We start from the raw sequence: 12,706 nt of genomic DNA, 5'->3' as shown, positions 1-12,706 counted from the left end.
ACACAGAAAAAATAAGTTTTTGTTTTTTGTTTTTTTTCTTTAGTTCATTAATATAGATCCGAGCGGGGGGGGCGCCCGCCGGGGCCCCCCCCCACGACCTTTTCGTGCTTCACGACCAAGGGAGACATCTATGCACCGCACCTACCGCACCGCCCGCGTGCGCGCCTGCGACTGCCGCTGCCCGATCCACCACGGCCAACCGCGCTCGATTTACAACAACCCCGACTGCCACTGCCTGGCCACCTGCGCCAGCCAACCCATGACCCTGCTCGCCCCACAGATCAACGGCGCCGTGTTTCTCGATGCCGCCGACGCCCTCTGGTACGTGCCCAGCTTGGAGCCCGGCCACTGGGACTGGCGCTACGCCACCCCCGTCGACGTGGGCCACCCGCTGTTCCCGGCCAGCACCCTGATCACCGGTCTCCTGCGCGAGACCCACGCCGCACTGCTCCCCCTTCTCTACCGCCTCTAGAACGCACGTCGCGGCGTCCAGCCGCGCACCGCACGCAGACCGGCCCCTTCTCGCTATCCCGAGAGGTCATCGCCATGACGAAGGTCATCATCGGCGTCGTTACCGTCGTCGTCATCGCCTGTTTCGGCCTGCCCCTCCTGCTGCTGTCCTCCGTTACCGGCGGCGGCCCCGGCGGATGCGCCGTCGCCGCCCCACCCGGCCTACGCCCCTCTGGGCAGCCGCCCGGCCCCGGCCGATGGGACACCGAGCAACTCGACATCGCTGCCGCGATCATCGACGTCGGGGTCACCAAAGGCGTACCCCGCTGGGGCTGGATCGTCGCTGTCGCCACCGCCATTCAGGAATCCGGCCTACGCAACCTGCCCTACCTTGGCGACCACAACGACCACGACTCCATCGGCGTCTTCCAGCAACGCCCCAGCCAAGGCTGGGGCACTATCGCGCAACTGTCCAAGCCCGCCTACCAGGCCAGCAAGTTCTTCGACAAACTCCAGACCGTGCCCGGCTGGAAGACGATGCCACTCACCCAGGCCGCGCAGGCCGTCCAGGTGTCCGCCTTCCCCGACGCCTACGCCACGTGGACCGACGACGCCCTGCACCTCGTCGAGCAGATGACTAACACCCTCGCCGACTGCGCCGGCGAAGCCCTCGACGCGCTCCCCGCCGGGTTCGCGTTACCCGCCAACACACCGCCCGCCGTAGCGACCGCCATCGGCTGGGCCGTGAAGCAACTCGGCACGCCGTACCACTTCGGCGGCTCCTGCACCGACCCGCACTCCGGCGACCCCGACAAACAGTGCGACTGCTCCTCGCTGATGCAATTGGCCTACCGGGCCGCCGGCATCTCCATCCCGCGCGTCACCACCGACCAGGTCGTCGCTGGCAAGCCGGTGGCCGGCCTGGCGCTTCTGCTACCCGGCGATCTCTTGTTCGTCCCCGGCAGCCGAGGCACTATGGCCAACCCCCGCCACGTCGGCATGTATATCGGACAGGAATTGATCATCCAGGCGCCAAGAACTGGCGACATGGTCAAGATCTCGCGGCTGAGCAGCTGGTTCGGCCAGATCGCAGCCATCAGACGCGTTGCGCTGTAACAGCGTCGTCGGATCCCACCTCGACCTCGGTTGGTGCTCCATCACTCCGCTCTCGCTAAGCGGTCGCGGGATTGGAGTGCGAGACGCCGGCTTTCGTCTCATGCGTCGCAGACGTGAGGACGCTGAACAAGTTTGTCGGATATAACAGCATCTCGCCTGTTCCACAGCTCTGAGGCGGGGGGACCCGGCGTCGCTGGGCGGTGCGGGCGAGGCTGCCAGTGGTGCCTGTACACCCGATCCAAACACTTCGGGCATGAAGTTCCCGCATCCTTTAGAGCCAGAGGAGGACTGGCAACGAGGTCCAGCATGGCTCCCCCGGTCGACTTGCGCGATACTGCCACCATGGGTCACTACATCGTCACGGGCGGTTCGGGGTTCGTGGGCACGCACCTCGTGGCCGAACTCGTTCGTCACGGCCATACGGTTGAGGTGGTAGATCAAGTTCCCCCGCAGATCAAAGATCAAAATGTGACCTTCGTTCCACTAGATCTAAGGGTGGATGAGTATCGGCGGAAGCCGAGGGCTGCGGTGGTTGCGATATTCCACCTTGCTGGGAACCGAAGTGGACCCGCATCTGTTCTCGACCCACGCGGCGACTTAATGAGCAACGGAGTTGGGTCTGTTGCCGCCGGTCTAATGGCCTATCGAGTCCGAGCCCAACGCCTCATATTCCTTTCGACCGCCTCGGTGTACGGAAACCCCGCAGGCGCGGTACCTATCCGTGAAGAACACCCCAAGAATCCGATTCTGCCATATGGCGCGTCCAAACTAGCGGCAGAGAATACCTACCTGTCGATGTTGCGGACCCATGAACTTCCCATCGTTATTGGAAGAAGCTTTGCCATATACGGCCCGGGGGACTCCGTGCGTGGGTCTTTTACTGAAGTGGACCGCTTCCTGCGTTTCGCCTTGAACGAGCAACCAATACAAGTCCTAGGTGATCTCGATAGCAAGACCCGCGACTTTGTTCACGTCACCGACGTCGTAAAGGCCCTGCTCATTCTCGGAACCGACGGCGTGATCGGTGAAGCCTACAACATTGCTAGTGGCGTGGAAATCTCGCAGCGACAGCTCATAAAGCTCCTTGAAAGAGTGCTCAAAAGGAAGCTTTCGATAGCACAAAAGTTACATACAACAAATGACAGCTTTCGATTCGCGGGAGATATCAGGAAAATTCGTCGGTTGGGCTTCCGTCCTTCGGTCGAGCTAGCCGAGGGGGTATCTCAGTTGGCGAAGCACTACGGCACTTCCGCCAGGCCGCCCGATGAGGAGGTCATATTGCGAGCGCCATCCGCGCCTCACATCATCGGGGGGAACAGCTGATGTCCCGGCTGGCGCTAGACGGAGGGCTCCCCGTGCTATCGGAATCGCGAAAGCTGGCGCCATGGCCCCAAATCACCGACTCAGACCGCGCGGAGGTGATCCGCGCCTTAGACTCAGCCAGCCCTTGGCGATGGCCATTTCCAATTGTATCGGAGCTCGAGGAGGCATGGAGTCGTCAAATCGGCACCACGTATGCGTTGGCATGCAACTCTGGCACTGCCGCGTTACACATGGCTGTAGCCGCCTGTGGCGTTGAGGCCGGTGACGAAGTCATCGTGCCGGCCGATAGCTTCCTATCAACCGCGTCCTGCGTTCTCCAGGCAAACGCGATACCCATTTTCGTTGACGTCGATAAGAGTACTTACAACATCGATCCATTAGCAATGGCCAACAGAATCACGGATCGCACAAGAGCAGTGATAGCCGTGGACCTTCACGGCCTTCCTGCCGACTACGAAGGTCTACGAAAAACGCTCGAAGGCTCCGGGATTGCACTGATAGAGGACGGTTCACAGGCTCACGGCGCGGAGTACAGGGGCCGCCAGGTAGGCGCTCTTGGCGATGTTTCAGCATGCAGCCTTAATGGCTCGAAGAATCTTTCCGGGCTGGGCGAGGGCGGCTTGCTGGCTACCAACGATATGATGCGCCGCAATCTGGCAGCCCAAGTAATGATGTTCGGAGAGAACGAATCCCGCGAACTACAGGGCAGGACGTACGATGTCTCAATTATCGGCTGGAACTATAGGATAGACCTACTCGCAGCCGCTTTTGCCCGATCGCAACTCCGCCGCCTTGGGGCAGCAAGTTCGCAAAGGAGCGCGAACGGACAATTACTTACTGAACTTTTAAGCGATCTTGACGTACTTCAATTGCCGCTTGTCCCACCAGACCGCACGCACGTGTACTTCTTTTACCCTCTACTGCTTCGATGTGAAGCTGTCGGCCTTCCAGTCAGTGCAAGTGTCGCATTTCGCGATACTGTCCAGAAAGCTGTTTCTGCTGAAGGCCTAACCATTTCCGCCTGGCAGCGTCGGCCGCTGCCACTGCAGGACCTCTTTCAAAGCCGTCGTGGCTTCGGGGGCGGCTGCCCGTGGACTTGTCATCAGACCAGCCATCAAGTGTCCTACTTAGCTACCGAGTACCCCGCCGCAGCAGATATCTGCAGTAGGCGCTTGGTCATAGGCCAGAGTATGAGCTCCCTAGGCCCACCCAACGGAGTTCTCGAAATGAACCTCATCGCTGAGTGCCTCCACAAGGTTCTGGTCGAAAACATCGATAGGATCGTTGCATTGACGCTCGATCAACTGCATCAGTAAGGTGAATTGCGTTGCCGCTCCCCTATTACACTGGTGGTGCCATGCGAACAACTGACAACCTCGGCATAGATGCCGCCCTAGCCGAGTACGGCGCACTGCGGGGCGAAATCGTGTCCCGCTCAGGTGCTCAACATGTGATACTGAATATCTCGATCGTTGCGACTGGTGCAGTCGCAGGCCTCGCCCTTTCCGATCCGAGTAAGCGCATTTTGGCGTTAGTTCTCCCGTTCGCTTGCACCGTACTGGGTGCCGTTTGGCTCGACCATGCACGGTGCATTGTTAATATCGGAACATACATCCGTATATCTCGGTGGCCCCAACTACGCGACCTCTCAGGCAGTCCAGCCCTGACGTCATATGAGGACTGGGCCCATGAAGACCGCGGTAATTTTTGGCGCAGCGCCCTCTTTGCTTTTCCTGCCATGTTGACTTTTGTCGCACCAGCGGTAGCTGGTTTACTTTTGACCGCTCCAGTAGTTGAAGGCGGCGGCTTGTGGGTGCTGTGGAGTCTTGGACTGGCGATGACGGCATTCGCTGCTGTTTATTGGACTGTGTTCGTTCGCAACAACTCAGCCTGGATGTACGTAGGCCCCGCTTACCGTCTTGGAGAAAGTTCGCCGTCGGCGAGGCTGCCCGTGCCGCGCAGTCAACACGCAGAGGGCGGCCAACTTGAGGAGCAGGGCGCGCAGCGGACCACGCCAGATGGGAATTGTTGTCAGCGCTAGCGATCTTCTGCGCTCTCCAAGCGAAGGCGGCTTTATCGAGCTGGTCCGGCCCGAGAGCGAAGGGCGACGGCGGCCAGCGCGGTGGCGGTTTCGACGGTTTACGAGGCCCCATGCGCAGGCTGCAGGCGCTGCAGCGAGCGCACGGGCGGGTGGCGTTGATCCCACAGGTTGTGCCCATGGGCATACGACTCGCTGTGGCTGACTGTCCGGCACGCCTTGCAAGTCATTGGCCAGCTGAGGGTGGGCATCAGCGCCGACTGGCGTAGCAAACGTGCGCGGGGTGACCTGACGAGACGATCAATTCTCGTCTAGGCTGTTGAGCAGTTGTGTGGCGAGCGCAATCGTGTCTTCCCGCAGTTCGGCGTCGAGATCCGCGAGGGCTTTGGTCAGGGCACGCAGCAGGGTACGGATACCGCCAGCGTCGCCGAGAGCGTGTCGGGCGAGCATCGCCTTGACGTAAAGGGCCTCGTTGTATCGGTCGAGGCCAATGGCCTTGGCGAGTAGGTCGGATGCGGCCTGCGAGTTGGTGTCGAGTAGATCGTCGGCCAGCAGTAGGTGGGCTTCGGTGCCCCACCGGCGGACTGTCTCGCGGTGGGGCTGCAGCCATTCGTAGTCCTTGCCGTCCGCGAGGGGTGCGGTGTAGAGGTCGCAGGCGTTGCTGAGGAGTTCGCGGCGGCGCGGCTCGGTGGCGATGGTGGCGCTGCGCATCAGGTCGCGCAGTGTCCAGACATCGACGTCCACGGTGGCGGGGTCGAGCAGGTAGCGTCCGGCGGACTTGATGACGTAGGCGTTCTTCGTCTCCGCGGTGCCGGCTCGGCCGAGGACGTGCCGCAGGTTCGAGGCGTTGGTGTGGACGCGTTGGTCGGCTTGGCTGATGCGGGCGTCGGGTTCGAGGTATTCGCCGATGTCGCGGGTGCCGGCTCCGTCGGGGTGGACGGCGAGGTAGACCGCCAGTTCCAGGGCTTTGGCTCGCAGCGGCCGGCCTTCAGCGGTGATGCCTTCGATGCGTGGGGTGCCGAGCACCCGCAGCCGAGCCCGTCCCGACCGCGTATCGGCGGTGTGGTTGACGACGGTCGGGGTAGCCGGGTCGGTGGCGGTGCGGCTGGCGTGCAGTGGCACGATCGTGACCGGCACGGCTGGTGAGGTGATGGCGGGCGGTTCGCCGGTCTGCGCCTCGCGGAGCGTGGTCAGGATCTGGATGGCGGCGGCCGGCTCGAGCACGGGCAGGCGCGGCGGCACCGGTTCGGCGGACTGCCCAGCGATGAGGCTGGTGTGTCCGTCCGGGGAGACCTCGACGGTAGCGCCGTGGACCCACTCGCCGAGCAGAAGCGCGGACACGTGTAGGCCCTCGCCCAGGGCGAGGGAGACTTTGGTGCGCAGGTGGGCACTTGCGGGTGGGGCCTCGGTGATGAGAACGACGGGCGGTAGTGCTTCCTCGTCGGGCGCTTTCCGCCGCAGCTCGTCCAGGTCGGTCAGGGAGTGTTCATCGAGGATGCGGCTGCGGTGCAGGAGTCGGGACTCGATCAGGGTGAGCGCGTCGTTGATGCTGTCGGTCACCTGCAGGCGCGGCCATGGGCTGAAGGTCAACGCGTCCGGGCCGAGCAGCGTGGTCAGGGTGGCGGCGTCGATGACGACCTCGCCGCGGGCGTCGGGTTGGTGCGGGTCGCCGGAGGCCAGCACAGCGACGAGGGCGGCGCGGGCGGCAGCGTGTGCGCCGTCTCCGACGGCCCCGCATCCGCCGCCCGGCAATAGACCGAGGTCGGGTACGAGAGTGAGTGGAGGGCCACCGTCGCTGCTCGCATCCGACGGCTCGGGGTTGCGGGCGGTCACGGCGCGGCGGACCTGGACCACGGTCGGGGGCAGTTCGGTGGGCGGATCATCGTCCGGCTCGGCGGTGTATCGACGGCGGCGTTGGAGCCAGAGCATCGCGGCGGCGGCGCTGATGGCGGCGGCGAGTGACCAGGGCAGCCAGCCGGAGTCCGACAGATCAGCACCCTGGTCGTCTGTGGCCGCCGTGGGACTGTTCGTGGCGGGCGGCGACGTGGCGGGGTTGGGAACCCCCGACGACGGCGCTGGCGACGAAGCGGGCCCGCTTGGGGCTGCGGACCTCGTGGTGGTGGGCGTGGCGGCCGACTGCTGGGGCGCCGGTGGCGGCGCCGTGGGATCGGGCGGGTCAGGTGCGGCGCTCGGCGAGGCGGGTGGTGTCGCAGGCCGGCCCGACCGGGGGGTGGGGGGCCTTGGTGTGGCGGCTTGTGGTGGGCGGGCGTCGGCAGGAAGGCGAAGCTCCCAGCCGGGGTAGATAAGGTCGCAGTCTCGCAGGACACCGCCGACAGGAAAGTGGCGGTGCTTGTTCAGGCGGCAGACCTCCGGCCACCGACCCGCGTCGCCGAGCCACTCCTTCGCGACCTTGGACAAGGTGTCGTGTCGCTCGACGGTGTAGAGGTAGCGCTGATCGGCGACGTGGATGATGGCGGACCCACGGGCTGCGGCTTGCCGAGGAACATCGACGTGCTCGGTCGCAGTGGTAGGCGTAGACGGCCGATCGGTATGCACCGCCGCGTCGAGGGCGCCGGCGGGGGTGACGGCGAGCGCGGCGGTGCCGGCCAGACCGAACACGAGCCGGTGCAACGACGCCGGCAGCCGGAGTATGGGGATACGCCACCGGGTCACCGCCGCGAGGATCTCGGCGAGCAAAAGCAGGGTGAATATGCCCCACAGCAGCCAAATCGCCCAGAGGGCCGCGCCGATGAGGAAGTCCGGGGTGAACCGCCCGCTGGAGCGCGCGAACCAGTCGGGGATCTGCGACCAGGCCGGCAGCCGGCGGAGAGGGTTCCCACCCGCGGCCCACAGCAGCACCGGAACGGCGACTAAGAAGAGTCCCGCGCCGATGACGCCGCGAACAGCCCCGTCGAGGGACGGTCGCGCACGCGGTCGCGAATCTGCTGGGATGCGGACGGTGGCGCGTGCACCGTACTCGGCGAGCTTGTCGTCTCTGCCTCGGTGCGTCTGCGGCACCTGTCCCCCCTGCCGTTGATCCCCGATCTTCTTCGAATACACGAGGGTGAGTGCCTTCGACTATCCCATCGGGAGAGATTCTCACCATCCGCGTACAACGAGTCACGTTCTGCGGATCACGGTTGACACCCGGATGCCTTCAGCGACGAGACTGCCCCTCATGCCAAGCGGGGGCACTGTCTTGTCGATCGACTTAAGTTCGTCGGCCATCGCGGCCACTGTCAGCCGGCAAGGCCTCAAGATCCCCATCCTCATCGACGGTAGCCTCGTCATGCCACCTGGCGTCGTTATCGGGCCCGCAGGGGAAATCTACGTCGGCCTCGACACCATGGCCGCGACGTCTTTGCCGGTAGACCACCAGTTCGTCGATAACCCGACTGACCTCCTCGGCCGGCCCATCAACACCGCCGATACGACGCAACCCGATCCGGTGGATCTACTCGCCACCGTGCTGCGGCACGTCACCCATCACGCTGCCGTCAACGTCAACGGGCCCATCACCGCGCTCACCGTGACCGTGCCGCCGAGCTGGGGACCACGCCGCTGCGGACACATCAGCGAGGCAGCAACCCGCGCCGGCTTTCCACCTCCCGCCCTGGTCACCGCACCCGCCGCCCTCGCCGCCTACGCCACAATCCTCGGCGTCACCGCGCCGGCAGGCTCCTGCGTGCTTATATGCCAGGCAGACCGAGAACCGGCGACCCTCACCGTCTTGCAAACCGCCGCCGACGGCTACCGCGAACTGGCGACACAGCAGATCAGCCTTGCCCATGACCTCGACCACCTCATCGCCCACCACGTCGTCCAGACGGCCACCACAGACTCCGACCCGCTCCAAGCGATCATCACTGCGCCCAGTAGCGACCAGACAGACGTCGGACGAGCCCTCCTGGAATCTGTCCGCACCGCCAGGCAGCTACTCACGACCCAAGACCAAGCCCCGATCCTGCTGCCCGCGCCCCGCCAACCCGCCGTCATCACCCGTCACGACGTCACGGCCGCCGCACAGCCCCTCCTCGACCAGATCCCCGACGCAGTCGACGGACTCCTCGACTCGGCCGACGTCGACAAAACGCACCTCACTGACGTCGTCCTCAGACCAGCCCCCGGCGTACCCGCGCTGGCTGAGGCGCTCGCCGCGGCCACCGGCAAAACCCCCACACTCATCGACCACCCCCACGCCCTCGCCGACGGCGCCCTCTCCCTCACCACCACGCACCAATCAGGCTCGGCAGGCGCCGCACGGCTACCCCGCGTGCGCCTACGTATCAGCGACCTCACCGGTTCCCTGCTTCTCGGTGCCTGTTCCCTGGTCCTGCTCCTGCAAGCCATCCTCAGCGCCTACATCACCACCTTCAGCACCTGGGTCGTCGGCGTCCGCACCTCTCTACCGCAACTCGGCACCGCCGGCGCACTCGTCATGCTCACCGCATTCGCCGTTGCGCACCTCGCGCCCACCACCTTGCTCGCCGGGACACCCACCGCATCAACACCCGAACCCACCACAGGCAGCCTCATTCGACGCGGATACCTCACCACCGCCGTCGGCGGCGCCATCACCGCAGCGCTCTACGGCCTCGCCACCGGCACCGCCGTCGAATACGACTACACCCCATATCTCAAATGGACCCTCGGCGCCGCCCTACCGTTGGCCATTTGCGCCGCCCTCATCGCCGCCACCGCACCCCGCATCCCCGCCAACGCGCTACCCACGTGGCTCGCCATGACCCGCCCCGCCGTCACCCACGCGATCACCGCCACCGCCGGCATCTACCTCATGCGCGCCGCAATCACCCTCACCACACCCATCTCCACAAACGCCATCGCCCCCATCGCTGGCAGCATCGGCGCAGCCCTCGTCGGCATTGCCACCGCCCTCACCATCAGCCGCCGCCGTACGATCCGCGCCATCACCGCACCCGGCCTCGCCATCGGCTACGCCCTCGTCTACACCGTTGACACCACCGGCGCCCTCATCGTTGGCTACCTCGCCGCCCTCACCTGGTGGGGCATCCGACTCACCGCACACACCCTGCGGCTCGCCTTCCCCCAGCCAGGAACGGCACTGCGCCGCCTCGCCGACCGCACGGGCAGCTGAAGGACCGCGAAGCCCCTCGGGCGGCTACCACCGCATCTACAACGCCGATGACAACGACGCCCATCGCATCGACCATCCGCGCAGCGTCTCCGTCAGCCAGCAGCAGATCCTCGCCCAACTCGACCCATTACTCGTCCCTGCTTTCCTACCTAACCGCATCAAGGCAACTGAGCCAGCAGTCCACCAACGTCAACAAGCGACTAGAGAACGCCTGACACGCCCGCCGAGGAAGAGGCAGGCCGAAATGCCACACCTACATAGAGCGATACGTATAGCAGCAGACGAGTGCCGGTTGAGCGAAGGCTCAGCCGGCACTCGCATTTTCGGAAGGAGTTCCAAAATCGCCGAAGCGCACCAACAATCCTGGCCATCCAACTCGGCCACCACGATGGCCGACTGAGCCCCGAGACCGAACAACTTCGAGCGACCCAAGCGCCACGAGACTTCGAGCCGGCCAGTCCCCCCAACGCACGGGCCGGCAATCCGACCAGCGCGCCGACCTCAGGACCTCCAACTCAACCGCGCCGGCAGACACGCGAACGCCCGTGGACCAACTCCACCTAGCTAATGCGGCCACCGCACGTCACCGAAAGGGCACAAACATGGGAACGTTCCAGAATTTCCGGATCCGCATTGATGTCGAGCAGACCAAGCGGACGCGCTCTACAACCTGCTCAACAAACTCCTACGCACCTCAGCCTCGTATGAGATCCCGCAATGCCAAACCATCACTGACCGGAAAATCAGCGGGCACCCACCAATCGCCGACGTCAAGCTTCGAGATCCAGAGCAAGCATTTCCGCCGAGACGAGCCGCAATGCCCGCAGCATCCTGCGGTAACAACAATCAACGAGAGGCTTGACACCATACGACCAAAACGGGTGGATAAACAGCCACAGTCGATAAGTCTCACGACCGTCTGCGGCAGTGATAGCGCCAAGGACCCCCGATACCAATCATGCTGGAATCCTGAAAGGACGCCAGATCCATGTTCGCCCCGCCCCCGTACCGCAGCCGGTTCCTCACCGCCCGGTGGCCGGCAGCCTGCCGGCCGCGTCACGCCGCGCCGACTGCCCGGCTCCACCAACATGTTGGGTCGCCGATGAACGTCTCAGCCGCCCCGGAGTGGCGGCCAGACCCGCTCCTGAGCATCGACGACGTCGCCGCCTGGCTGGGCAAGCCCAAGAACACCCTCTACGCCTGGCACAGCCGCGGTAAGGGACCCCGCGCCATCCGCGTCGGCAACACCCTTCGCTACCGGCGCAGCGAAGTCGAACGCTGGCTCGACGACCACACCGACGCGGAGCGCTGACCCCATGGCCCGACCTGAACTACCCATCGGCACCTGGGGCAAGATCCGCGCTCAGAAGCTGGGGCCCAATCGGTTCCGCGCCCGAGCGCGGTTTCGCGACTACGACGGCAAGACCCGCGACATCGAGGCCACCGGCACCACCGGCCCGGCCGCGGAACGGGCGCTGAAGGTCAAGCTACGTGACCGCACCACCCCCAACGACGACGAGATCACCCGGGAGACCCGCGTCAGCAGACTCGCCGACCTGTGGATCGAAGAGATCACCACCGAGGAGCGGATCGCAGCACAGACCATCCAGCGATATGAGACCAGCACTCGCAACGCGATCCTGCCCGCCCTGGGGAACCTCCGAATCAGAGAAGCCACCGTCGGGCGCCTGGATCGGTTCCTGCGCGACATCGCCAAAGACCGCCCCTCGGCAGCCAAGGGCGCGAAAGTTGTCCTGAGTCAGATGTTCGCCCTGGCCGTTCGCCACGGCGCGATCCCCACCAACCCCGTACGCGACACCGGCCGGCTCCGTAAACCCCGCCGCACGGTCGTCGCCCTCACCGACGAGAATCTCCAGGCCGTCCGCACGGCTATCCGTGACTGGCAGCGACCGATCCCCGGCAAGCCCGGACCACGGCACAGCGGCGACCTGGCGGACGTCGTCGACCTGATGCTCGCCACCGGCGCCCGCATCGGCGAGATCCTTGCCCTGCGATGGGAGGACCTCGACCTCGCCGCCGAACGCCCCACCCTGACGATCTGCGGCACGCTCGTCTTCGTCAAAGGCCAGGGCTTCTTCCGCCAACCCTGGACCAAGAGCGACGCCGGCTGGCGAATGGTCGTGCTGCCCCGGTTCGCCGTCGGCATGATCATGGCCCGCAAGCTCGTCGCCGCCGACAACCCCCACGACGCAATCTTCGCCTCCCGACGCGGCACCTGGCTCTCGCCCAACAACGTCCGCCGCCAGTGGCGTGAGGCTCGCTCCGACACCGACCTCGCCTGGGTCACCCCTCACACCTTCCGCAAGACCGTCGCCACCCTCATCAAGGAAGAGACCGACACGAAAAGCGCCGCAGCACAGCTGGGACACTCCAGCGAGGAGGTCACCGCCACGTACTACATCGCCAAGCCCGCCCAAGCCCCGGACGTCTCGGACATCCTCGAGCGACTCGGTGCAGACCGCGGGCGACGTCCCACACACGCATTGCCCAACGATGCGCAGGGATGACGAACCTGGTCGCCGACTCCGGTAAATGGGGGGTTTTCGGGGGGCGGTTCAAAACCCCATAGACAAACTTAAAGCCCTGACCAGCGTTTCCGCTGGTCAGGGCTTCTTCTCTGTCGGGACGGCCGGATTCGAACC

General features: G+C 64.9%; 8 protein-coding genes. 7 read left to right on the top strand and 1 reads right to left on the bottom strand.

The genetic code is table 11. The annotated features are described in order from the left end of the window. Window positions 1-130: 130 nt before the first annotated feature. The 4 genes from AB0C20_RS31035 (at window position 131) to AB0C20_RS31020 (ending at window position 4,205) form a co-directional block, all read left to right on the top strand. Window positions 131-472 (top strand): hypothetical protein, encoded by a 342-nt coding sequence (locus AB0C20_RS31035; RefSeq protein WP_357569306.1) that lies wholly within the window; start codon window positions 131-133, stop codon window positions 470-472. Between the two features lie 74 nt (window positions 473-546). Then, window positions 547-1,566, top strand: coding sequence for an NlpC/P60 family protein (locus AB0C20_RS31030; protein WP_357569305.1), 1,020 nt, complete (start codon window positions 547-549; stop codon window positions 1,564-1,566). 342 nt (window positions 1,567-1,908) lie between these two features. After that, window positions 1,909-2,889, top strand: a complete 981-nt coding sequence (locus AB0C20_RS31025; RefSeq protein ID WP_357569304.1) for an NAD-dependent epimerase/dehydratase family protein — start codon at window positions 1,909-1,911, stop codon at window positions 2,887-2,889. Next, window positions 2,889-4,205: a DegT/DnrJ/EryC1/StrS family aminotransferase gene (locus tag AB0C20_RS31020; protein WP_357569303.1), complete on the top strand. Its 1,317-nt coding sequence runs from the start codon at window positions 2,889-2,891 to the stop codon at window positions 4,203-4,205. Before AB0C20_RS31025 ends, AB0C20_RS31020 begins: the two co-directional genes overlap by 1 nt. Window positions 4,206-5,227: 1,022 nt before the next feature. On the opposite strand, the gene AB0C20_RS31015 is transcribed toward AB0C20_RS31020, so the two are convergent. Further along, the gene (locus AB0C20_RS31015) at window positions 5,228-7,786 is read right to left on the bottom strand and encodes a transcriptional regulator (RefSeq protein ID WP_357569302.1); all 2,559 of its coding nucleotides are present in this window, start codon (window positions 7,784-7,786) and stop codon (window positions 5,228-5,230) included. A gap of 340 nt (window positions 7,787-8,126) precedes the next feature. On the opposite strand from AB0C20_RS31015, the gene AB0C20_RS31010 reads away from it, so the two are divergent. The 3 genes from AB0C20_RS31010 to AB0C20_RS31000 all read left to right on the top strand — a co-directional run bounded on the left by AB0C20_RS31010 (window position 8,127) and on the right by AB0C20_RS31000 (window position 12,571). Then, a complete protein-coding gene (locus AB0C20_RS31010; RefSeq protein WP_357569301.1) occupies window positions 8,127-10,043 on the top strand; it encodes a hypothetical protein in 1,917 nt (638 codons plus the stop codon). Window positions 10,044-11,145: 1,102 nt separating this feature from the next. Beyond that, the gene (locus AB0C20_RS31005; RefSeq protein WP_112584515.1) at window positions 11,146-11,355 is read left to right on the top strand and encodes a helix-turn-helix domain-containing protein; all 210 of its coding nucleotides are present in this window, start codon (window positions 11,146-11,148) and stop codon (window positions 11,353-11,355) included. Window positions 11,356-11,359: 4 nt separating this feature from the next. Beyond that, window positions 11,360-12,571 (top strand): tyrosine-type recombinase/integrase, encoded by a 1,212-nt coding sequence (locus tag AB0C20_RS31000; protein WP_357569300.1) that lies wholly within the window; start codon window positions 11,360-11,362, stop codon window positions 12,569-12,571. Window positions 12,572-12,706: the final 135 nt, after the last annotated feature.

It is taken from the genome of Micromonospora sp. NPDC048843, from assembly GCF_040649965.1.
GTDB lineage: Bacteria > Actinomycetota > Actinomycetes > Mycobacteriales > Micromonosporaceae > Micromonospora > Micromonospora hortensis.
The sequence above is the reverse complement of the archived record's forward strand: the minus strand, read 5'-3'. Positions and strand labels throughout refer to the sequence as shown.

Coding starts and splice junctions, on each gene's coding strand:
- AB0C20_RS31035 (WP_357569306.1), top strand. CDS start 131: ATGCACCGCACCTACCGCACCGCCCGCGTGCGCGCCTGCGACTGCCGC.
- AB0C20_RS31025 (WP_357569304.1), top strand. CDS start 1,909: ATGGGTCACTACATCGTCACGGGCGGTTCGGGGTTCGTGGGCACGCAC.
- AB0C20_RS31020 (WP_357569303.1), top strand. CDS start 2,889: ATGTCCCGGCTGGCGCTAGACGGAGGGCTCCCCGTGCTATCGGAATCG.
- AB0C20_RS31005 (WP_112584515.1), top strand. CDS start 11,146: ATGAACGTCTCAGCCGCCCCGGAGTGGCGGCCAGACCCGCTCCTGAGC.
- AB0C20_RS31030 (WP_357569305.1), top strand. CDS start 547: ATGACGAAGGTCATCATCGGCGTCGTTACCGTCGTCGTCATCGCCTGT.
- AB0C20_RS31000 (WP_357569300.1), top strand. CDS start 11,360: ATGGCCCGACCTGAACTACCCATCGGCACCTGGGGCAAGATCCGCGCT.